The following is a 20496-nucleotide window of genomic DNA, read 5'->3' as shown; positions in this document are numbered from 1 at the left end:
GGGGCGCCGGGAGCCCTGCCAGCTATTCCCGGTCGATCCGGATCAGCTTGGCCTGAATCGCCTCGAACACCGCCTCGCCGCGCGATTTGACGTGCAGCTTGCGGTAGATGCCCTGCACATATTCGGCGACGGTATAGGGCGAGAGGTTCATGATCCGCGCGGCTTCCTTGCGGCTGAGGCCGCGCGCCAGATATTCCAGCAGCTCGCGTTCGCGCGGGGACAGGTGCGGGGCATCGGGCCCGGCGGCCTCGGCCACGGGCTCGTCGCGCACCAGGCTGAGCAGGTGCCCCGCCGCGCGCGCGCTGATCGGGGTCTCGCCCGCCAGCGTCGCGCGGACATGGGCGAGCACCATGTCGGCGACGGTGTCCTTGAGGATGTAGCCATCGGCCCCGGCCTTGAGCGTGCCGAGCACGCTCGCGCGGTCCTCGAACACGGTGAAGACCAGCACCTTGCAGCCCGGCACCTTGGCGCGGATCGCCTCGATCACGCTGATCCCGCTGCCATCGGGCAGGCCGAGATCGAGCAGCGCGAGATCGGGCATCAGGTCGACCAGCGGCAGGCCCTCGGCGAGGCTTCCCGCATCGCCCACCACAGCAATGTCCTGCGCCGCGCCCAGCGCGCCCATGGCATAGGCGCGCAGCCGCTCGTCATCCTCGATGATGATGACGCGTGCGGGGGCATCGGAGGCCGGGAGGTTTTCGTCGTTCGCCATGATGGTGTTCTTGTGGTGCCCTGAGGTCGGGGCCTTGTCCACACTCCGTCGCCACTATCGGAGCGCGCGGGCGCGCCCGCATCCCCGCCAGATGGGGGGATGGCCCGGCCCGCCCGAATGCCGCAGCCTTCAGCCCAGACAAGGACCGGGGAGGACATCATGCGCACATCATGGATCGCGGCAGCGGCGCTCGGCTGCACGCTGGCGGCGGGCACCGCGCTGTCGGCGCAGGACCCGTTCAAGCGCTTCGAGCAGGCCGTGCGCGGCAAGCCCGCCGCCCCCGCATCCCAGCCCGCGCCCGATCGGCCAACCCGCCGTCCGCTGCCCGCGCCTACAGCGGCACCGGCAACGAGTGGGCCGGCGGCCAAGGGTGCCAGCACCCTGCCCGATCAGGGCGTCCACAACGCCGTCCACGCCGCGCACCAGAGCCAGATCGTCTTCACGCGCAAGGATCTCGGCATCGGCGCGATCACCGAGGGCGATATCGCCACCGACTTCACCCTCGGCCAGCCGATGTTCTTCCGCGTCTTCACCGAGCGCTCCGCGGTCAACGCGCTCGCGCTCGCCAACAACCTGCCCGCGAGCGCCGTCTATGCCGACGGGGTGCACTACGTCGCGCGCTTCACCGTGGGCGGCAAGAGCTTCGACACCGGCATCTTCCCGTGGGGCAACCGCAAGGACCACGAGACCTGGACCACCTGGCGCGGGCAGTTCGTCAATCCGGGCAACGCCCAGCTGACGCCGGGGACCGACGCCTTCCTCGAGCTGCTGTCGCGTGCGACGCTGGCGGGGGTGCTGCCCACCGGCACCCATGCGGTGACGATGGAGGTGATCCCTTTCACCAACACCGAAGGCGGCGGCAAGCTGACCGCGCCGCCGGTGGCGAAGGGCAGCTTCAAGCTCACCGTGCCGGCGGGCATCTTCAAGGCCAGCAACCCCGCCGTGTGCGGCCCGGGCCGCGGCGGCGCAGGCACGGCGGCGACCGAGGCGCGCGCCCTGTCCGAAATCAGGCGCAGCTGGGACTGGGCCGAGCTCACCCCGGTCAAGGCCGTCGCCATCGGCCGGGTGTGGAACGTGACCGTCAACGAGTTCACCAGCGTGCCGATCGAACGCCAGACCGATGTCGCGATCCTTTCGCGCGGGGCGAACTATTGCGCCGCTCACGTCCACACCCTGACCGAGCAATATGCGGGCGGCGGCAGCTATGCCCCCGGCACGATCTCGGTGAATTTCCGCCCGGGCTTCATCCCCTGCGGCTGCCTCGACTGATCCATCCGAACGAAGGACGACACATGAAACAGACCCTTATCCTCCTCCCGCTGATCGCCGGGCTCGCGGCTTGCGGGAAGGCCGATGGCGAGCTCAATCCGGGCAACTGGAAGAGCACGATGGCGATGACCAAGTTCGAAATCCCCGGCGCCCCGCCCGAAGTCGCCGCGCGCGCGCAGGCAATGCTCGGGCAGTCCCAGACCACCGAGGCCTGCATGGATGCAGCCCAGGCCAAGCTCGGGGTGCGCGAGATGTCGAGCTCGATGCAGCAGGGCGATTGCACCATGCAGGATTTCCAGCAGGCGGGCGGCACCATGTCGGGGACGATGGTGTGCAAGGGCGCGGGCAGCTTCGGCGCGCCGCAGATGGCGATGGCGGGCAGCTACACCCCCGACAAGGTCATCATGACGCTTTCGGGCGATGTGAAAGACGACAAGATCCCCGGCGGCAAGGCCAGTCTCCAGATGACCCTGACGAGCGAGCGCACCGGCGATTGCAAGGGCTGACCCGTGAAGGGTAGAATGCCGACCATGCGCCGTCTTTCGATCCTCGCCTGCCTCCCGCTTGTGCTGGCCCTGCCGGCCCGCGCCGATGCGCCCGCCGCCGTTCCGGTGATGGTCGGCGGGCAGGACGGGCTCGACGCCTGCCCGAGCTTTGGCGCGATCATTCCCCTGCGCAAGGGCGGCGACGGCTTCGTCGCGGTGCGCGCCGCGCCCTCGGTGAAGGCGCGGCTGCTCGACCGGCTCAAGTCCGGGCGCGAGCTGGTGCTATGCCAGACCAGCGCCGACGGGAAGTGGATCGGGGTGGTCTACCCCGAACCCTTCGGCGGCATGGGCCCGGGCGATTGCGGCGTCTCTTCGGCGGCGGACGGCCCGCCCCGCCCCTATGAAGGCGATTGCCTCTCGGGCTGGGTCTATGCTGCCTATGTGACGGTGACCGCGGGCTAGGCCGCCGCGAGCCGCATCAGGTTCGCCACCGCCAGCGGCGCGGTGCTGCGCATCTCCTGAAGCACCGCGACCTTGGCCGCATCGCTGCGATCGATGCTGGCGGCGACCTTGCCGAACCCGTCGAGCCGGCTCTGGCGGATCCACGCGCCCAGCTTCTCGTCCCCCAGCCACGCGCCCTGGTTCATCAGGTTGACGATGTTGGTGGTGAGATAGTCCTTGAGCGAATGCGGGAAGGGCACCGTGCGGCACAGCGCGTTCTTCGCGTCATCACCCTCGTAATGCGCCTCGACGAAGGCGATCAGCGCGGCCGAGAAGCACGGCTGCGGCACGCGCACCAGTTGGGGCACGATCCGGTCGCCCTGGAAGATCGGCTGGGGTGCGCGCACCTCGACCGCCGAGGCGGTGCAATCAATGTAGAGCGCGCCCGGCACGGCAGGCTCGCTGCCCTCTTCCAGCACGATCGCCTCGGGGGTGAGCGCGGTCACGCGACCCTTGCGCACCACATTGGTCACGCGCGCCAGGGCATCGATCTCGCCCTGCGAGATCGTGGCGTAGTGGAACATGGTCGGCGTCACCGCGGGGTCGATCCGCAGCATCATGCCGGCTTCCTCCAGCCGGGCGAAGATGTCCTCGGGCGAGGTGCCTTGCGCGAAGGCCTTCATCTGCGCGAGCTGCCCGCCGAATACGGCGTCGAAGAATTCCGTGCCGGGCTGGGTGCAGGTGCGGTTGATCAGCCAGCTGTCGCGCGGGCGCACCCACTGGATCGCCTCGGCTGGTGTGCCCATCGCAAGCAGCCAGCCGACCGCGTCCATCGCGGTCTTGCCGCCGCCGAGCACCACGAAGCGCGCGGGCCGCTCGGGTTCGAGCCACAGGCGCGGCAGCGCGCCGGGCGGCACCAGCCGGACGCCTTCCGCCACGTCGAAGCGCGGGGTGTGGTTCGCGGGAATGACGGGGCTGTTATAGGCGCTCTCGACCGTCTTGCGGCGCACGGTGATCCGGGTCGCCTCGCCCGACATCAGCGAGACCGCCGCGCCATCGCGCCACTCGGTCATGGGCAGATAGGTCACGCGGCCCGTGGGCAGCAACTTCTGGCGCATCACCTTGTCGTAATAGCCGCTCACCTCCGGGCCTGACGCCAGCTCGTAAAGCCCTTCGTTGACCCCGTGGGTGTCCTTGCGGTTCTCGCCCAGAGGGAGCGAATTGACGCCGTAGAAGGCCGAGGGCTGGTGCAGCGCGACGAAGCCGTAGGCATCGTTCCAGTGCCCGCCCGGCCGCGCCTGCCGGTCGACGATGGTCACATGGGCATCGGTCTCGGCAAGGATGGTGTCGGCAAAGGCCATGCCCACGGCGCCGCCGCCGATGATCAGGTAGTCGGTCTCGATCGTGCTCATGGCCTGTCCTTGGCTGATTCTGGTTTACGCTGTAAATTTACACTGTAAGATTGCCGCGTCAAGCCGCTTGCGCTAGCCTCGATGCGCAAACCCGAAAGGCCGCCCGTGTCCCGCCCGCTCTCCGACGACGATCTCGCGCGCTTCCAGACGCAGCTGTGCGACGTGGCCGAGAGGCTCTTCGCCGAGCACGGGGCCGAAAACGTCTCGATGCGCCAGATCGCGGGCGCGCTCGGGGTCAGTCCGATGACCCCCTACCGCTACTTCGCCAACCGCGAGGAGATCCTGACCGCGGTGCGCATCCGCGGGTTCGAGCGCTTCGCCGCCGCGCTCGAGAGCGCCTATGCCGGAGCCGCAGGGGACAGTGCCGCCAAGGCGGTGGCCGCTGGGCGCGCCTATCTCGCCTTTGCCTTCGCCCAGCCCAACACCTACCGCCTGATGTTCGAACACCGCCAGCAGGAGGACGCCGACGACGGCCCGCTCGGGCGCGCAGTGGCGCGGGCGCGGGCGACGCTCTCGGTGATCGGCGACAATCTGGTCGCGCGCGGGGTGCCCGAGGCCGAGGCGCGCGGGGCCGAGGCGCTGATCTGGTCGGCGCTCCACGGCGCGGCGGCGCTCGAACTGGCGGGCACCATGCCGGAAGGCTCGGCCGAGCAGACCCTCGCCATGCTCTCCCGCACGCTGGTGCTGCGCGGATAGGCTAGAGCGCGAAGCAGGCGCGGTACGCGCTGGGCGAAAGGCCGCGCGCTCGGGTGAAGGCGGCGGTGAAATTGGCATGGCGCGGAAAGCCGCAGGCCGCGCCAATCTCCGCCACCGCCAGCTCGTGCGACATCAGCAGCCGCTGGGCATGTTGCAGGCGCCGCTCGCTGACATAGCGGTAGGGGCTGACCCCCGTCGCCTGCCGGAACACGCGCGCGAAGTGGAACACCGAAAGCCCGGCGATATGTGCCAGCAAGTCGAGCGTCAGCGGCTCGGCGAGGTTCGCTTCGATGAAGTCGATCACCCGCCGCAGCCGCGCGGGCGGCAGGCTGATGCGGTCGCTTTCGGCAAGGAAGCCGTGGGGATCGACGCCAGACAGGATCAGCGCGATGCTGCGCATGGCCTGTTCGGCGATGACGTCGCTGGCAAGGCCCGGGCGCAGCAGCTCCAGCTCGATCAGGCTGATGAGCCCCATCAGCGCCGGGTTGTCGCTGAACAGCAGCGGCCTTGCCGAAGCGCTGCCGCGATCCTCGATCAGGCTGTCGAGAAAGCCTTTGGGGAAGACCAGATTGACGCTCTTGGCCGAGGAGCCGAACTCGATCTGCGAATCCGCCCCACTCGGCACGAAGCTGGTGCGCAGATCGCGGTTGGGCTTCACCTCGTAGTGGTGCCCCGCCAGGCAGCCGAAGGCCGGGCGCCCCGATCCGCGCGAGAGCAGCAGCAGCTCGTGATCGTCCGCCGGGCGGTCGGCGCGGGTGGTGCGCGAGGGGCCGTAATCGGTGATCCGGTAGAGCATCACATCGCGCGGCGCGGTGGCAAGCGCCATCGCGGGCGCGTGGCCATAGGCGAAGCAGTCGATCGCCTGATACCCGGTGCGCGTGTGCTGCACCTGACCGATCCCGGCCATAGACCCTCCGTCCTCGTGTCTCCTTTTGCGATCCCGGGCCGGAGGATGGCCCGTGCAGGCGCGGGAGACTTTCCGAATATACGCGTTTTATGTAGCATACGCTACATTACTGGGGAAGGCCTCAGAAGCGCGCCGAGACACCCACGAAGGGCGCAATCGCGTCCGCCGCGCGGCTCGCGCCGATATTCACGCCTGCATCGAGCTGCCAGTTGGCGCCCAGCGCGTAGGTGAACCCGGTGTCGAGCGTGACCACATCGCCCTCTCCGCGCCGGCTGAACTCCCACACCACCTCGGCATAGCTGCCGAGCCTCTCGTTCCATTCCCAGGCAAGCGAGGCAGAGGTCAGCACCGAGGCATTATAGGCCCGCCCGCCATCCTCGCGGGAGAAGTTCGCCGCACCGTTGAGCCCCAGCCCGAACCCGCCGCCGAGCTCGATCGCGAGCGGAACGATCAGCCCGAAGGCGACCTCGCGGTTGCCGATGCCGTTGCCGCGGTCGGTCGGCAGGGTGACATAGGGCAGCAGCGCCAGCGCGGTATCGCCAGCCTTGGCAGCGCCGTCATTGCCCCACAGGTTGAGCTTGGCGCGCAGGTCCACGCTGCCGATCCCGCGATCCGCGCGCCCTCCCCCGCGCGGGTCGGCGACGCCGTAGGGCTGCCACACGAAGTCGAATTCGAGATTGTCCGCCACGCCCACCCGCAGGTTGGTGGTCGCGAATTCATAGCCGTCGGTCACCACCCCGGCACTGTCGGCGCGAGAGCGGGTATAACCGAAGAGCGTCGTCTCGATCTGGATATGCCCGGCGTCGACCGTAAAGGGGCTTTCGGTCACATCCGGCCGGTCAGTGGTGAGATCGCGCAGGGCATCTGCCTGTGTCTCGACCGCCGCGACCTCGTCCTGTGCGGCGGCGGGAACGGCGGCGACCAACGCCAGAGGCCAGATCGGAGCAAGGCAGCGGCGCATTGCTTTATCCTCCTGTTCCCCTGAAAAAGGGACGCGCCGGGAAGGCCTGTGCCTGCCTTCCCGGCGCGAGGTGCGGGTCATGCCGGAGGGGGAGTGCATGACCCGTGGGGACCGGCGTTCCCCCTCAGTTGATGCGGTAGACCACGGGGCAGTTCACCACGAAGCCGACCGCGCGGAAATCGCCGCCGTCGAGGCTCTTGAGATAGCCGCGGGTCGACATCTCGGCCGCCTGGAGCGCGCTGGTGATGCGGTAGCGGTAGCCCTTCTGGATCGCCTCGTCGGTCCACACCGCCGGGAACAGGCGCCACATCGGCGAATAGTCGAGGTTGATGGTGGGGATCCCGCCCAGCACGTTGAGCGGCCCGCCCTCGCCAGAGAGCGCGCTCACGAGGCCCTGGCGGTGCGGGTTGTCCTTGCCGGTCGGGCCGTTGACCACCACCACGATCCGCTCGGCGCTTTCACCGGGCGATGCGTCTTCCAGCGCGAAGGGCAGGTCCTTCATCGCGGGGGTGAAGGTCGCATTCTCGAGGGCAGAGACCAGCGGATCGTTGGCTTCGGTCGAGATGTAGAAGATCGGCTTGTCGAAGGTGAAGCCCAAGGTGAGCTTGATCGTCACCGTCCCGTCACGCGGGCAGATGCGGGTGACCTTGTCGTGGACCTTGCTGTAATCGACCTTGGCGTCGCACATCGCGTTGAGCTCGGCCTCGCTCGCCTGGCTGACGACGGGGGCGTTGTAGAGCAGCGCCTTGGCCGAGTTCTCGACATAGACCAGCGGGGTGTAGTCGGCATCGCCGACCGAACCGGGCTGGAACGCCTTGGGCGGGAACGGCGCGTTGGCCGGCCCGGGCGTGATCGAAAGCGCCGGCTTGAAATCGACGCTGCCGCTGGCGAAGACGAAGGTGCCGTCCTTGTCGATCGTCGCCTTGCGGGTGCCCTTGCCGGTCAGCGCGAAGGCGAGCTTGGGCGAATAGGCGAGGCCTTGCAGCTCGGCGATGTTCTGGTCGGTCGCGTCGGTAAGGATGAACCACACGGGCGTGCCGTTCGCCAGCCGGCCCTTGCGCAGCGGCAGAGTGGCGGTGCCCTTCTCCATGTCGATATGCGCCGACTTGTTGAGCAGCACGGGCCCCAGAAGCTTGGGATCGACTTCCGAGGGCGAAGGCTGGGCAACGATGGTGCGGAGGTCATTATAGATCGAGGCCGGGGCCTCGCGGACCTCGTCGAGCGGCTTGCCCTCCTTGCCGCGCACGACGACATCGGCGTGGCCGGCCGCCGGCAGGGCGAGCGCGATCATCGCCCCGGCTGCCATGATCCCGCGTTTGAAATTGCGCATGATGTGCTCCTTGTGGCGGCAGGAAGGGGCGCCTGCCGATCGCCGCAGCACCATTGATGCGCCCCGCGGCGAGGTCCTTCTTTCGCGAAGCTTAGCGTTTTTCGGTTTCTCGCTGTCATCGGCGATTGACAGGCGCGGGTGTCGGCATCACGGACAAACCCCGCGCAAGAATTCGAAAGCCGCCCGCGTATCGGGGGGCGTAGTGCGGATCGTGAAAGGGGTCCCCGACTATGCCCTGGCTGAGGTGGATCGAGTGGTTTTCCGGGCGCCCCAAGGGCCTGCTCGCGCCGAACATGGCGATCACGCTCGTCACCTTGCGGATCGCGCCCGCGGCCGTCACCGACGAGGTCAGCTTCTACCGCAGCGCCGAGTACGACAAGCTGCTCGAATGGGCGCGGATGGGCCGCTTCATCCTAGCGCTTGCCAGCACCGAGCGCGACGAGCTCACCTTGCTGTGCATCCAGAGCCCGGAAGAAATGCACGCGCTGGTCGCCGAATTGCCGCTGGTCGCGGCCGGCCTTGCGACGGTCGACATCCGCCCCGCCATGTCCTTGAGAATGGACGAGGAAGAGTTCGGCGCGCTTCAGTAAGCCGCTGAAATTCAGCCATTCCGTCTAACCACCTAACGACGGTGAGTCACTTTCGATATCTTGCGCTTTTCTCCCGCGAGCCGGGCGCGCGCCTGTTCAACTGTCACACTGATACGTAATATCCGAGCGTCAACCTGCTCGGACACCTCAGGGGATCGGGGGTCCGCCAGGCGCTGGGAGGCACGACAATGGCACAGCCTGAAGGCCCGAGCATTCATATCGCCGAACCCCGGGAAGCGGGGTTCTTCCGTCATATCCACTGGTCGGCGCAGCCCGATGTCACGCTGTTCGACACCGGCTCGCTCCCCGTCGTCGCGATGCGCCACCACCGCACCCGCACCAATGGCACGGTCGAGATCATCGCCGATGCGCCCGAGGCGGAGGACTGGGACGCGCTGCTGGTCAACCGCAGCGGGACGGGCAGCTTCGGCATCGACTTCTGCGGCACGCATCACCGCATGGCGCTGCACCGCGACCTTTGCTGCTTCCTGCCCGCGGGGGCCGACAGCCGGATGATGTTCGATCGCGAGGCGGGGTCCTTCGCGCTCTATTTCCGCCCCGGGGTGATCGCCTCGCTGCTGGAGAGCGAGGGCAAGGGGGCCGATGCGCTCGCGCCGATCGTGGGCCGCCACCTGCCGCGCGTGGCCCATCTGCTCGGGTTGATCGAGAGCGAGTTGCGCCGCCCGAGCCTCGGCTCGCGGCTGATGATCGACGGGCTGCTGCGCGCGATCGCGGGGCTTCTGGTCACCAACGATGCGCGCCCCGCTGCCCAGCCGGCCGAGCGCATCTACCTCTCCCCGCCCAAGCTCAAGCGGGTGATCGATTTCATCGAGTCGAACCTCCACGAGAGCATCGGGCTCGATGATCTGGCGGGTGCAGCGGGGCTTTCGGCGAACCATTTCCTGAGAGTTTTCAAGCTCGCGACGGGGGAGACGCCCTACCACTTCCTGCGCGCGCGGCGGCTGGAGCGGGCGCGGCAGTTACTGGCCGACAATGCCATGCCGCTCGCCGAACTGGCGCTCGAATGCGGGTTTGCGAACCAGGCGCACTTCACCGCAGCCTTCAGCCGCGAGGTCGGCATCTCGCCCGGCCGCTACCGCCGTGCGGTGCGCGCCTGAGATGATGGGGGTTTGGGAAAAAACCCTCGGCTTTCTGACAAGATGACCCCGCACCCATAGGCGCATGGAAGGCTCCCTACACAAGCAAGGAGCCTCTCAGATGTCGCGCATTCTTCCCCGTCCGGGCCTGTTGCTGGCCGCCAGCCTCGCCCCCTTCCTCGTCGCCACCCCCGCGCTTGCCGCCGAGGGCGAGAGTGCCGAGAGCTCTGCCGAGGCCCCGGCCTCGCCGGTCGTCGTGACCGCCGCTGCGGCAGCCGCCAGCGCCGCTGCGGCCGATGACAGCGCGGTCGGCGACTGGACGCCGCTCGGCTCCGAGCCTTTCGGCAAGGAGCTGTTTTCGAAGTGGATTCCCGTCCCCAACGGTGACAGCGGCGCGCCCCGTCAGGGCTGGCTGGGCACCGCCGACGGCTTCTTCACCCGCGAGGTCCACCTTGCCTACACCTATGTCGATGCCGACGGGCCGGATGCCGAACAGGGGCTTGCCCGCTTCCACTTGCCGCTTTCGCGCCGGTTGTGGGCGGGGCTCGAGGTGCCCTTCTATCAGGACCGCGGCGGGGATTCGGACTTCGGCGACATCACGCTCAACACCCAGCTGATGTTGGTCGAGACCCGGAATGTCTCGCTCAATGCGGGGGTTGGCTGGCGCCTGCCTACGGGATCGGACAGCTTCGGCAACGGCGTCTTCGCCGCCCAGCCGCAATTGAACCTCTTCACCGACGTCGGCGGCGGCTTTTCCTTCCGCGGACGGGTCGCGTATGACTTTCCCGACAGCGACGCGCCCGAGAGCTTCATCCTAAACGGGGCGATCGGCCAGACCGTCACCCCGCACGACAACACCCCCTTCGGCGACCTCACCTGGTATGTCGCGAGCACCTGGCGCGAGTTCGACAACGGGCCGACCTTCGTCTCCGTCACGCCGGGCGTGCGCACGCATCTGGGCGGCAACCTGTTCCTGCTGGCGGGGATCGAGGTGCCGCTGACCAACACCAACCAGTTCTTCAAGGAAGGCTTCACGGTGCAGCTGGTCAAGGGCTTCTAGCGCCCTTGCCGCCGGGTTCCCTCAGCGCATGATCTTGCGATAGGCGCTGGGGGAAATTCCGGTCAACTGCCGGAAACGGCTCGCAAATTGGGGGTGCGAGGCAAAGCCTGCCGCGTCCCCCACCGCGTTCACCGGCAGCCGCGCCTCGTCGAGCAGACGGCAGGCATGGGCGATCCGCGCGCGCAGGATATAGGCATAGGGCGGCAGGCCCGTCGCGGCGCGGAAGCCGCGGGCGAAGTGGAAGCGGCTATAGCCCGCCAGCCCCGCCAGATCATCGAGCGCGATCGGCTCGCGCAGGTTCGCGGCGATAAAGTCCTTCACCCGCGCCACGCTGGCCGGTGCGATGATCAGCTTGTTGTCCCTCGCGGCGGTCACGTTCTGGCGCTCGTAGAGGCGGTGGAGCGCGGCTTCGAGTTGGAGTTCCTGCTCCATCAGCGCGATGTCGTCGCTTTCCGACGCGCGCACCAGCGCGGTCAGCAAACGGCTCAAAAGCGGGTCGAATTCACCGAAACTTTCCTGAAAGCGGACCTTGGCCGGATCGCAATCGAACTGCGCGGCGATGGTCTGCGCGAAAAATTCGGGCTCGAGATAGATGTGCCCGAAAGCGATCGGGCCTTCGGTCATCCAGCTGTAGGACGAGCCCGCCTCGATCGCCGAAAGCGCCCGGTCCTCGACCTCGCGCACCAGCGTCTCGGTGCGGCGGCGGCGGGTGATGCGCTTGGCCCCGCCGAGGTGGACGACGAGATAGTGGTGATCGAGCGGGGGCTGCACCATGCGGCTCGCGCTCTTTTCCCAACGCTGGATGATCGCGCCGCCTACAGCGTGGGGTGCGGAGGAGACGCTGCGTCCGCCGCGCGCCCAGTCGCGCCAGGCGAGGGGGTGCATCGAACGGGGGTCGCCAGCAGGAAGAGGGTCACGCGGGGTCATTGACCCTGACTTAGACAACAAGCCTTGCCGCTTGTCCATCGGGCCGCTTGCTGTCGCTTGCGGATTACCCGCGATAGGCAGTGTTTCACGTAAAACACCGCCGCAGACGGGGGTCTAAACGGGTCTGGCGGGGGTCTGGAGGGGGTCTGGCCCGCGCTGGCGGGGTTCTGGCCCGCTCTGGCAAGGGTCTGGCGCGCGCCGCCCTTCACGCCACGGCCCGGCGCGTCTGCGGCGCGAATTGTCGAATTTCCGCGCGCCGGCAACTGGGGACTGTATCAGGTGGCGGCGTCATGCCAGATAGCGCGCAAAGCCGCGCTGTCCCGCGATCCTCATTCTGGAGAACCCCGATGATCCGCCCCCTGCTCCGCCCGCTGGCCCTTGCCGGTGCTGCCGCAATCGCTCTGGCCAGCGCCGCGCCCGCCTTTGCGCAGGCCGCCGCCCCCGCTGCCGCCCCCGCGCCCGCAGCCACCCCTGCACCGGCGGCCTTCACGCTCCCCCCGCTCGGCTATGGCTATGACGCGCTCGAACCGGTGATCGATACCGAGACGATGACGATCCACCATTCCAAGCACCACCAGGCCTATGTCGACAATCTCAACAAGGCCGTCGCCGCCGATCCGGCGCTGGCGGGGCAGAGCCTCGACCAGCTGGTCGCCAAGGCCGGCACGCTTCCGGCGGCGGTGCGCAACAATGCGGGCGGGCACTGGAACCACAGCTTCTTCTGGCAGACGATGGCACCCGTCGCGCAGGTCGGCGCGATCTCGCCCGCGCTTGCCGCCGCGATCGACGCGCAGTTCGGCAGCCTCGACAAGTTCAAGGCCGCCTTCAAGGCCGCCGGCACGGGGCGCTTCGGATCGGGCTGGGTGTGGCTGATCGTGGGCGCCGACGGCAAGCTCGCGATCACCTCGACCCCCAACCAGGACAATCCGCTGATGGACGCCGCCGAGGTCAAGGGCACGCCGGTGCTGGGCAACGACGTGTGGGAACACGCCTATTACCTCAAGTACCAGAACCGCCGCGGCGATTATCTCGACGGGTGGTGGCAGGTGGTCGACTGGGGCAAGGTGTCCGAGCGCTACGCCGCCGCCACCGCCAAGCGCTGAGGCGGCGGGCGGATCAGGCGCTGAGCGTGCGCTGGTAGCCCGCCCCGTCGCGCAGCAGGCCAGCCACCGCATCGGCCGCCACGGGCCGCGAGAACAGGTAGCCCTGGATGTTCTGGCAGCCCTCGCGTTCGAGCACCTCGAACTGGGCGATGTCCTCCACGCCCTCTGCCAGCGTCTCCATGCCCAGCGCTGTGGCCAGCGTGGTGATCGCGCGGATCATCGCGTGGCCGCTGGTGCTGGTGCCGAGATCCTCGACGAAGCTCTTGTCGATCTTGACCTTGTCGAAGGGGAAGGAGCGCAGGTAGCTGAGCGAGGAATAGCCGGTGCCGAAATCGTCGAGCGCGATTTTGACGCCGAGATTGCGCAGGCTGTGCAGCGTCGCCAGCGTCGCATCGACATCGGCGATGAAGATGCTCTCGGTAATCTCGAGCTCGAGCCGGCGGGGCGGCAGGCCGCTCGATGACAGGGCGGAGAGCACGGTGGCGGCGATCCCGCTGGCGGCGAACTGCTTGGGGCTGACATTGACCGCGACCGAGACATCGTCCGGCCACTGGCTGGCCTGATGGCAGGCCTCGCGCAACACCCATTCGCCGATCGGGATGATGAGACCGGTTTCCTCGGCCAGCGTGATGAATTCGATCGGATTGATACGGCCGCGCTCCGGGTGGTCCCAGCGGATCAGCGCCTCGAACCCGGTCAGGCGCTTTTCGGCGAGGCTGTAGAGCGGCTGGAAATTGAGCGCGAAGCCGCCGTCCTTGATCGCGGCGCGCAGATCGAGCTCGAGCTGGCGGCGCAGGCGGGCGGCCTCGTCGAGTGCGGGCTCGAAGAAGTGGTAGGTGGCCTTGCCCTCGTGCTTGGCGCGGTAGAGCGCGAGGTCGGCGTGCTTCATCAGCGTGGTGCCGTCATTGGCGTCGCCCGGCGCGATGGCGATGCCGATGCTCGCCCCGCAGGCCGCCGCCTGCCCGTTGATGGTGAGCGGACGGTCGAAGCAGCGTTGGAGCCGGTCGGCGATGGTGCCGGGGTTTTCCTTCTCCTCGATCCCGTCGATCAGGATCGCGAATTCATCGCCCCCCAGCCGCGCGACGAGGGCATCGGGCAGGTCTTCGCGAAGGTGGTCGGCCACCATCCGCAGCAGGGCATCGCCCGCCGGATGGCCGAGCGTGTCGTTGACCATCTTGAAGTCGTCGAGATCGACATAGGCGATCAGCACCCGCTCGCTCCCCCGCCGCCGGGCGAGAGTGTTGCCGAGCTGTTCGGTGAAGAGCTTGCTGTTGGGAAGGCCGGTGAGGCCGTCGTGCAGGCCGACATGGATGATCTCGCGCTCGCGCTCCTCGATCGCGGCGACCATCTGGTTGAAGCTTTCGGCGAGGCGGCCGATCTCGTCGTCGGTCTCGATCTCGAGGCTGACCTCGCGGCCTTCGCCGATGGCGCGGGTGGCTGCGTCGAGTTGCTGGAGCGGTTCGGTGACCGAACGCGCGATGCGCCAGCCCATCCCCAGCACCAGCGCGATCCCGCCGAGCGCGAGGGCCGTCAGCCAGAGCTTGAGGCTGGTGTAGGCGGCAAGGCTTTCGGCGAGGGCATGGCGCAGCACCAGCCGCGGGTGGATGCCGTCCTGCAACACGGCAAGGTCGGAGACGTGGTAGAGGAAGGGCTCGCCCCCGGCCTGATGCTCGAACACAGAATTGGCGCCCGCGCGGCGCAGCCACGCGGGCTGGCGCGCGGCCTCGGCGACATCGGCGGTGAGCGCGATCGGGGCGAGTTCGACCAGCCGGTCGAGCTCGTCGCGGTCGAGCGGCTGGGCGATCACCAGCCAGCCCATCAGGTCGGGCGCCTCGATCGGGGCGGCGGCGGCAAGCGCGAGGCCCTTGTCCGACTGGATGATCCCGCGCGTCTCGCCCGCATCGAGCCGCGTCCACAGCGTGTCGGGGGCGGGAACGCCCGTGGTGTCGCCCGCCAGAACCTCGCCATCGAGGGTGAGGACGAAGGCCATGTCGCTGCCGGCGCGCGCCTCGAGACTGGCGAGCGCGCTGGCGATGGTGGGCGCGTCGCCCGTCGCCACCGCCTCGCGGAAGCCGAAGTCGCGGGCCAGCACCCCGGCCTGATCGCCCATCTGCCGCGCGCGGGCGGCCATGATTTCATCGAACACCCGCGCGTTGGCGGCCAGATCGCGTGCGGCGCTGTCCTCGCCGAAGCGCTCGAGCGCGCCTGCGGCGAGCGAGACGACCACCCCCAGCACCAGCGCGAACAGCCCGGCATAGAGCAGCGCGATGCGCGAACGCAGCGATCCGAAGCGCAGCCCCGCGAGCCGCGCCAGCAGCACCCTTGCGGGCGTGTTGAGCACCTTGGCGGGGCTCATACCGCGGGCCTCAGCGCCACCTTCACCTTGTGCGACTGCGCGCCGCCGGTGATGGTGACGGCCGACTTGCTCTCGCCCGTCGGCGTGCGCAGCGAGGGGTGCCACACAGTGAGGCTCGCCGCGCCGCTCGCCATGCCGGTGAGCGTGACATAGCCGTTGCCGTCGGTCTTGCCGGTATAGGGCGTGTCGGTGACGCGGATATAGCCGCGCATCTGGTCGTGGATGTTGCAGCCCAGCTTGACGCTGCCCACGACCTCGAAGGTGTGGGTGCGCGTCTGGTCGCGGCCATAGAGCTCGATCTCGAAGCGCGCGGGCTTGGAGAAGCTGTAGATCGAGTGGCGCACCGTATCGAGATTGGGGAAGGCGACGGTGCTGCCGCGTGCGACGATCAGCGTGCCGGGGACGAACTGGCGGTCCTTCTGGCCCATGCCCATCTTCCACGGAAAGCGGATCGGCCCGGCGGCGGGCTTGGCCCCGCGCAGCTCGACCACGGCATCGCGCACCGGAAGGCCGTCGGCATCGACCACCTGAACCTTGAGGCTTGCAGGCGCGGCGGCGCTGGCGACCATGACGGGTGCCAGCACCCCGCCAAGGCAGGCGAGCGCGGCGGCAGCGGCGGCGAAGGGGGGGAGAGAATCACGCAGGGGCATATCTGCATGAGGCGTTAGACGTCAGGCCTTAACAATCCCTCGCCCCGGGCTTCAGGCATTGGTAACGCTATCGAGGTAGGGGGCGGGGTGATGTTTACCACGTTCTCCAGCCTCGCCGTGTTAGCCGCCGCAGCTAATGCCCCGACGCCGCAGATCGCCTATGCGCCTGTCCTGCTCGAGGAACCTGCGGCGGAGGCGGTTAGTCCGGCGGCTGACGAACCGCTCTACCCAGCGATCGCGCCGCTCGATCCTGCGCAGGCAACCGCGCTTGGCGAGGATGGCGCAAATATTCCCCATGTCGATGTGCTGGAGGGCGGCAAGCTGCTGCTCACCAACGGCGTCACCACGATCGAGGGCTCGTCTGGCGGAGGCCTTGCCCGCTGGGCGACCATCGGCGGGCGGCAGATGGCGGGCGGGATCGGGCTTTCGGCCCATGTGACCGGGATCGAGCTGCCCGATTTCGGCTGGCGCTCCTACGGGGTGATGGCGGGCTTCGGCGACCGGCTGGAGCTGAGCTTCGCCCGCGCCGATTTCGACACCCGCGACGTGGGCGCCGCGCTCGGGATCGGGCAGGGCTACACCTTCAATGTCGAAACCTTCGGCGCGAAGGTCCGGCTGGCGGGCGATCTTGTCTATGGCGACACCTGGCTGCCGCAGATCGCGGTGGGGATCGAACACAAGCGCAGCCGCGACGGCGCGCTGGTCCGCGCGATCGGCGCAAAGGACAGTTCGGGAACCGACTTCACCGTAAGCGCCACCAAGCTCTTCCTCGCCCGCAGCCTGCTGGTCAACGCGACCCTGCGCTACACCGAGGCGAACGAACTGGGCCTGCTCGGCTTCGGATCGGCCACACATGGCTACAAGCTGCAATTCGAAGGCTCGCTCGGCTACCAGCTGTCGCGCCGCGCGGTGATCGGGGCGGAATTGCGCACCAAGCCCGACAATCTCGGCCTCGGCGATGACAACTGGATGGACGTCTTTGCCGCCTATGCCCTCACCGACAACCTGACCCTGACCGCGGCCTATGTCGATCTGGGTTCGATCGCCACTTTCTCCGACCAGCGCGGCGGCTTCCTGTCCGCGCAGGTCGCGTTCTGACACCGGAGCCCTGACGATGCTGCTCGCCGCCACCACCGCCGCCGTCCTGATGCTGCTGCAACAGGCCCCCGCCGAAGCGACCGACTGGGACGCCGAATTCGGGGTCGAGGTGAAGGAGCGCGATCCCGTCACGGGCGAGCTGCCGGTCGATCCCTACGAGCAGTCCAATGCCAATGCCGGGGCCAAGCCCTATGACAGTGCGGGCCTCGCCGCAGATTTCGGCGGGCGCGAGGGCATCGCGCGGATCGCGGCGCGCACCATCGAGCTGTCGGAAGCCGACCCGCGCATCGCCGCCATTTTCGAGGCGCATGATACCGTGCGGCTGAAGCGCACGCTGGGCGAACAGTTCTGCTACCTGCTCGGCGCAGGCTGCGATTACTCGGGCCGCGACATGAAGACCGCCCACGCCGAGATGGGCGTGACCAAGGCCGACATGAACGCGCTGGTCGAGAACCTCCAGACAGCGATGCGCGAGGCGGGCGTGCCCTTCGCCGCGCAGAACCGCCTGCTGGCAAAGCTCGCGCCGATGTCGCGCGACGTGGTCGAGCGCTAGAGCTTCAGGCGCAGCGCCGCGCCGGTATAGGTCGCCTTGCGGCCCTCGCGGGCTTCGAACACATCGCCCGCTGCGCTGCCATCGTGGAGGATCACGGTGACCGCGCGCGTCTGCGCCACGCCGGGGAAGCGCCCTTCCCGCGCACCCATCGTCAGCGTGCGCGCTGTGTCGTCCCACACCATCGGGATGCGCGCGAACTCGCCGCGGGCATAGCCCATGTCGCTGCCCTGATCCTCGTAGAGGCTGAAGCGCCCGTCGGCTCCGGCGAAGACGTGGATGGTGAGCGGGCCAGCCACATTTTCGGCGGTGGATTGCACGTCCGGCCCGGCGGGGATGATCGCGCCTGCCCGCACGAAAAGCGGCATCCGTTCGCGCGGCGCGGCGGCGGTAACGCTCCGGCCGCCCTTGAGCCGTTTGCCCGAGAGCGCATCGTGCCATTCGCCCTGCGGCAGATAGACCTGCCGCTCGCGCGCGCCAAAGGTGGTGACGGGCGCGGCCATGATCGCGGGGCCGAAGAGATACTGGTCGTCGATCCCCCACACAGTCCGGTCGCTTGCGAAATCCATCACCAGCGGGCGCAGGATCGTCGCGTCGTCGAAATGGGTCTCGGCGGCCAGCGTGTAGATATAGGGCAGCAGGCGGTAGCGCAGGCGGTGATAATGCTCGAGCCCCGCCAGCATCGCCGGATCGCCCTTGCTAACGAGATAGGTCTCGCGCAGCGGGAACTCCCCGTGGCTGCGGAACAGGGGCGAGAAGGCGCCGAACTGGAACCAGCGCAGGTAGAGCTCGCGCCATTCTGGAAGATGGGCGGGGTCTTCCTTGCTGTAGCGATCCTCGACCGCGAAGCCGCCGATGTCATGCGTCCAGTTGGGCACGCCCGCGATGCTGAGATTGAGGCCTGCGCTGATCTGGTCGCGCAGGTCGTCCCACCGCGCGGCGACATCGCCCGACCACAGGGCCGATGACGTGCGCTGGATCCCGCCGAAGCCCGAGCGGGTGAGGATGAAGGGCCGCTGGTCGGGCTGGGCCTGCCGCAAGCCTTCTGCGACGCCCTCGGCATGGACGAGGGGGTAGGAATTGAAGATCGCCTGCCCCGGCACGCCCGTCGTCGGCGAAGTCATCTGGTAGGCGCGCTCGGCGACCGAGAGGTTGGAGTGCCAGTCGGGCTCGGTCGCGTCCATCCACCAGGCATCGAAGCCGAGCGGCAGGAGCGCTTCCTTCATCTGCTGCCAGTACATCGCGCGCGCTTCCGGCGTGTAAGGGTCGTAGAAGGTGTTGGCATAGCCCTTCCCCACCCAGTCACGCTGGCCCGCTTCGAGGGGGCGCTCGTAGAGGAAGCCCTTCTCGCGCAGGGCCTTGCCGTTGGCGGTATCGGGGTAGAACTTGGGCCAGACCGAGATCATCACGCGGCCATTCATGGCCTTCACGGCATCGACCATGCCCTTGGGATCGGGGAAGCGCGCCGGATCGAAGCAGTGGCAGCCCCAGCTATCCTCGGGCCAGTAGAACCAGTCCTGCACGATCGTGTCGATGGGAATCTTGCGCGCACGGTATTCGCGCATCACGCCCACCACCTCGGCGGCCGTGTTGTAGCGCTGGCGCGATTGCCAGAAGCCGTAGGCCCAGCGGCCCATCATCGGGGCCTTGCCGGTGAGGCGGCGGTATCCGGCGATGCCCGCGTCCATCGTGCTCGCGGGCACGACGTAGTAGTCGATCGCCTTGCCCGCCTCGCTGGCGAAGCTGACCGAATGGCGATCCGCCTCAGGCAAGGGATCCGCGTGTTCGAGCGCGATGTAGCCCTGGTTGGGCTCCCACTCGATCCGCAGCTCGACAGGCTTTCCGGCGGCGAGATCGAGCTGGAAGTTGTGGTACCACGGGTTCCAGTTCTGCCGCCAGCGGCTGAGCACCTCCTTGCCGTCTGCGAAGACGCGGACGTAGGACGAGGAATAGAGCCGGAACTTGTGCGCGCCCGCCTTGTCCGGCGTGTAGGAGCCGGTCCACACCACGCGCTGCGTCTCTACCGCATTGCCCTGCGTGTTCTGCCCGGTGGTCGCCGCGACGGTCGCCGCCTTGGCCTCGGCGGGCCAGCGCGCCTGATCCTTGAGATACTGGTAATCGACCGTCCCCTCGATCCGATCCAGCACCTTGCGGGGCCCGAGGAAATATTCCGCCCGCCATTCGAGCGCCAGCTTGGCATAGGGTGCCGGATCGCCGACGCGGGTGACGGATGCATTGTCCCACAGGATGCCGTAGCCCTTGGTCGAGACCAGATAAGGCACCGCGATTGCCATGTTGTGCTGGGCGAGCTCCACGTCCTCGCCGTTATAGTCCATCTGGCGGTTCTGGTGCTGGCCGAGGCCGTAGAGCCCCTCGTCCGTGCCGCGGTTGAACTGCACGCGGGTGGCGCGCCATTGCTGCCCTTCGATGGTCACCGGCGTGCTGCGGCGCGCGGGGGCGTATTCGTCCAGCAGCACGGTCCCTTGGGGGTCATAGACAGTCAGCCGGCCATCGGAGAGCGCGACCGCAGCCGAGGCCTGCGGGGTGACGAGGTAGGCGACCTCGCCCGCCTTCAGGAACCGCGGCGCGCCGTCGGCCTCGGCCACCACCATCGCGGTCGGGCGGCCTTCGGGCAGGGTCTCGCCCACGGTCACGCGGAAGGTGCCGTCGGCATGGGCGAGCACGCGCACCTGCTCGCCCGCATCGGTGGTGACGATCATGCCATGCGGCACCTCGCGCACCTCTCCGGCGAGCAGCGGCGTGGACAGGGCCAGCGCGCTGCTGCACAATGTTACCGCTACCAATTTCGAGCGAGCCATTTCTGTATTCCCCTCCCTCGCCGGAAGCCTTGC

The 20496-nt window shown here is 68.3% G+C and carries 19 protein-coding genes; 10 read left to right on the top strand and 9 right to left on the bottom strand.

Features of this window, described 5'->3' with window-relative positions; all coding sequences use genetic code 11:
• Nucleotides 1-22 precede the first annotated feature (22 nt).
• Entirely contained in the window at nt 23-712 is a 690-nt protein-coding gene (locus BZF57_RS00965; RefSeq protein WP_086733667.1) for a response regulator, read from the bottom strand.
• A gap of 159 nt (nt 713-871) precedes the next feature.
• Between BZF57_RS00965 and BZF57_RS21195 the strand changes: the two genes are divergently transcribed.
• From BZF57_RS21195 to BZF57_RS00955, 3 genes are read left to right on the top strand one after another with little or no spacing between them, the layout of a single operon-like run.
• Complete coding sequence (locus BZF57_RS21195) at nt 872-1981, top strand: hypothetical protein (protein WP_162290936.1); 1110 nt, start codon at nt 872-874, stop codon at nt 1979-1981.
• Between the two features lie 23 nt (nt 1982-2004).
• Nucleotides 2005-2487, top strand: coding sequence for a DUF3617 domain-containing protein (locus BZF57_RS21190; RefSeq protein ID WP_162290935.1), 483 nt, complete (start codon nt 2005-2007; stop codon nt 2485-2487).
• Between the two features lie 24 nt (nt 2488-2511).
• Nucleotides 2512-2928 (top strand): integron, encoded by a 417-nt coding sequence (locus tag BZF57_RS00955; RefSeq protein ID WP_143738289.1) that lies wholly within the window; start codon nt 2512-2514, stop codon nt 2926-2928.
• Here the strand turns inward: BZF57_RS00955 and BZF57_RS00950 are convergent.
• Nucleotides 2925-4319 carry an NAD(P)-binding protein gene (locus BZF57_RS00950; protein ID WP_086733663.1) on the bottom strand — a complete coding sequence of 465 codons (1395 nt, stop codon included), beginning with the start codon at nt 4317-4319 and terminating at the stop codon, nt 2925-2927. The genes BZF57_RS00955 and BZF57_RS00950 overlap by 4 nt on opposite strands.
• A 105-nt stretch (nt 4320-4424) precedes the next feature.
• Here BZF57_RS00950 and BZF57_RS00945 point away from each other — a divergent pair, with 105 nt between their 5' ends.
• A complete protein-coding gene (locus tag BZF57_RS00945) occupies nt 4425-5015 on the top strand; it encodes a TetR/AcrR family transcriptional regulator (RefSeq protein WP_162290934.1) in 591 nt (196 codons plus the stop codon).
• A 1-nt stretch (nt 5016) separates the two neighbouring features.
• Here BZF57_RS00945 and BZF57_RS00940 read toward each other — a convergent pair whose 3' ends face one another.
• From BZF57_RS00940 to BZF57_RS00930, 3 genes are all read right to left on the bottom strand, one after another.
• Nucleotides 5017-5922: an AraC family transcriptional regulator gene (locus BZF57_RS00940; protein ID WP_086733659.1), complete on the bottom strand. Its 906-nt coding sequence runs from the start codon at nt 5920-5922 to the stop codon at nt 5017-5019.
• A 121-nt stretch (nt 5923-6043) separates the two neighbouring features.
• The gene (locus BZF57_RS00935; RefSeq protein WP_162290933.1) at nt 6044-6883 is read right to left on the bottom strand and encodes a transporter; all 840 of its coding nucleotides are present in this window, start codon (nt 6881-6883) and stop codon (nt 6044-6046) included.
• A gap of 124 nt (nt 6884-7007) precedes the next feature.
• On the bottom strand, nt 7008-8213 hold the full coding sequence (locus BZF57_RS00930) for a hypothetical protein (protein WP_143738286.1): 1206 nt from the start codon (nt 8211-8213) through the stop codon (nt 7008-7010).
• A 230-nt stretch (nt 8214-8443) separates the two neighbouring features.
• On the opposite strand from BZF57_RS00930, the gene BZF57_RS00925 reads away from it, so the two are divergent.
• The 3 genes from BZF57_RS00925 to BZF57_RS00915 all read left to right on the top strand — a co-directional run bounded on the left by BZF57_RS00925 (nt 8444) and on the right by BZF57_RS00915 (nt 10960).
• Nucleotides 8444-8803 (top strand): hypothetical protein, encoded by a 360-nt coding sequence (locus tag BZF57_RS00925; RefSeq protein ID WP_086733653.1) that lies wholly within the window; start codon nt 8444-8446, stop codon nt 8801-8803.
• 188 nt (nt 8804-8991) lie between these two features.
• Nucleotides 8992-9921: a helix-turn-helix domain-containing protein gene (locus BZF57_RS00920; protein WP_086733651.1), complete on the top strand. Its 930-nt coding sequence runs from the start codon at nt 8992-8994 to the stop codon at nt 9919-9921.
• Nucleotides 9922-10021: 100 nt separating this feature from the next.
• Nucleotides 10022-10960 carry a transporter family protein gene (locus BZF57_RS00915; RefSeq protein WP_086733649.1) on the top strand — a complete coding sequence of 313 codons (939 nt, stop codon included), beginning with the start codon at nt 10022-10024 and terminating at the stop codon, nt 10958-10960.
• 21 nt (nt 10961-10981) lie between these two features.
• Here the strand turns inward: BZF57_RS00915 and BZF57_RS00910 are convergent, their stop codons facing one another.
• Nucleotides 10982-11845 carry an AraC family transcriptional regulator gene (locus BZF57_RS00910; RefSeq protein WP_162290932.1) on the bottom strand — a complete coding sequence of 288 codons (864 nt, stop codon included), beginning with the start codon at nt 11843-11845 and terminating at the stop codon, nt 10982-10984.
• 389 nt (nt 11846-12234) lie between these two features.
• Here BZF57_RS00910 and BZF57_RS00905 point away from each other — a divergent pair, with 389 nt between their 5' ends.
• Complete coding sequence (locus tag BZF57_RS00905; protein ID WP_086733645.1) at nt 12235-12990, top strand: superoxide dismutase; 756 nt, start codon at nt 12235-12237, stop codon at nt 12988-12990.
• A gap of 13 nt (nt 12991-13003) precedes the next feature.
• On the opposite strand, the gene BZF57_RS00900 is transcribed toward BZF57_RS00905, so the two are convergent.
• On the bottom strand, nt 13004-15346 hold the full coding sequence (locus tag BZF57_RS00900; protein WP_086733643.1) for a bifunctional diguanylate cyclase/phosphodiesterase: 2343 nt from the start codon (nt 15344-15346) through the stop codon (nt 13004-13006).
• The gene (locus BZF57_RS00895; protein ID WP_240505804.1) at nt 15343-15996 is read right to left on the bottom strand and encodes a cupredoxin domain-containing protein; all 654 of its coding nucleotides are present in this window, start codon (nt 15994-15996) and stop codon (nt 15343-15345) included. Before BZF57_RS00895 ends, BZF57_RS00900 begins: the two co-directional genes overlap by 4 nt.
• 90 nt (nt 15997-16086) lie before the next feature.
• On the opposite strand from BZF57_RS00895, the gene BZF57_RS00890 reads away from it, so the two are divergent.
• Both BZF57_RS00890 and BZF57_RS00885 read left to right on the top strand, forming a co-directional pair.
• On the top strand, nt 16087-17094 hold the full coding sequence (locus tag BZF57_RS00890) for a DUF3034 family protein (RefSeq protein ID WP_086733641.1): 1008 nt from the start codon (nt 16087-16089) through the stop codon (nt 17092-17094).
• 16 nt (nt 17095-17110) lie between these two features.
• Nucleotides 17111-17647 (top strand): group I truncated hemoglobin, encoded by a 537-nt coding sequence (locus BZF57_RS00885; protein WP_240505803.1) that lies wholly within the window; start codon nt 17111-17113, stop codon nt 17645-17647.
• Here the strand turns inward: BZF57_RS00885 and BZF57_RS00880 are convergent.
• Complete coding sequence (locus BZF57_RS00880) at nt 17644-20463, bottom strand: glycoside hydrolase family 31 protein (RefSeq protein ID WP_086733639.1); 2820 nt, start codon at nt 20461-20463, stop codon at nt 17644-17646. The two genes, BZF57_RS00885 and BZF57_RS00880, sit on opposite strands and share 4 nt — an antisense overlap.
• Between the last annotated feature and the right edge of the window lie 33 nt (nt 20464-20496).

Origin of the sequence: Erythrobacter colymbi (assembly GCF_002155685.1) — a bacterium.
Lineage (GTDB): Bacteria > Pseudomonadota > Alphaproteobacteria > Sphingomonadales > Sphingomonadaceae > Erythrobacter > Erythrobacter colymbi.
This window is presented reverse-complemented; position numbering and strand designations above follow the sequence as displayed.

Coding starts and splice junctions, on each gene's coding strand:
- BZF57_RS00965 (WP_086733667.1), bottom strand. CDS start 712: ATGGCGAACGACGAAAACCTCCCGGCCTCCGATGCCCCCGCACGCGTC.
- BZF57_RS21195 (WP_162290936.1), top strand. CDS start 872: ATGCGCACATCATGGATCGCGGCAGCGGCGCTCGGCTGCACGCTGGCG.
- BZF57_RS21190 (WP_162290935.1), top strand. CDS start 2,005: ATGAAACAGACCCTTATCCTCCTCCCGCTGATCGCCGGGCTCGCGGCT.
- BZF57_RS00955 (WP_143738289.1), top strand. CDS start 2,512: ATGCGCCGTCTTTCGATCCTCGCCTGCCTCCCGCTTGTGCTGGCCCTG.
- BZF57_RS00950 (WP_086733663.1), bottom strand. CDS start 4,319: ATGAGCACGATCGAGACCGACTACCTGATCATCGGCGGCGGCGCCGTG.
- BZF57_RS00940 (WP_086733659.1), bottom strand. CDS start 5,922: ATGGCCGGGATCGGTCAGGTGCAGCACACGCGCACCGGGTATCAGGCG.
- BZF57_RS00935 (WP_162290933.1), bottom strand. CDS start 6,883: ATGCGCCGCTGCCTTGCTCCGATCTGGCCTCTGGCGTTGGTCGCCGCC.
- BZF57_RS00930 (WP_143738286.1), bottom strand. CDS start 8,213: ATGCGCAATTTCAAACGCGGGATCATGGCAGCCGGGGCGATGATCGCG.
- BZF57_RS00925 (WP_086733653.1), top strand. CDS start 8,444: ATGCCCTGGCTGAGGTGGATCGAGTGGTTTTCCGGGCGCCCCAAGGGC.
- BZF57_RS00920 (WP_086733651.1), top strand. CDS start 8,992: ATGGCACAGCCTGAAGGCCCGAGCATTCATATCGCCGAACCCCGGGAA.
- BZF57_RS00915 (WP_086733649.1), top strand. CDS start 10,022: ATGTCGCGCATTCTTCCCCGTCCGGGCCTGTTGCTGGCCGCCAGCCTC.
- BZF57_RS00910 (WP_162290932.1), bottom strand. CDS start 11,845: ATGCACCCCCTCGCCTGGCGCGACTGGGCGCGCGGCGGACGCAGCGTC.
- BZF57_RS00905 (WP_086733645.1), top strand. CDS start 12,235: ATGATCCGCCCCCTGCTCCGCCCGCTGGCCCTTGCCGGTGCTGCCGCA.
- BZF57_RS00900 (WP_086733643.1), bottom strand. CDS start 15,346: ATGAGCCCCGCCAAGGTGCTCAACACGCCCGCAAGGGTGCTGCTGGCG.
- BZF57_RS00895 (WP_240505804.1), bottom strand. CDS start 15,996: ATGCCCCTGCGTGATTCTCTCCCCCCCTTCGCCGCCGCTGCCGCCGCG.
- BZF57_RS00890 (WP_086733641.1), top strand. CDS start 16,087: ATGTTTACCACGTTCTCCAGCCTCGCCGTGTTAGCCGCCGCAGCTAAT.
- BZF57_RS00885 (WP_240505803.1), top strand. CDS start 17,111: ATGCTGCTCGCCGCCACCACCGCCGCCGTCCTGATGCTGCTGCAACAG.
- BZF57_RS00880 (WP_086733639.1), bottom strand. CDS start 20,463: ATGGCTCGCTCGAAATTGGTAGCGGTAACATTGTGCAGCAGCGCGCTG.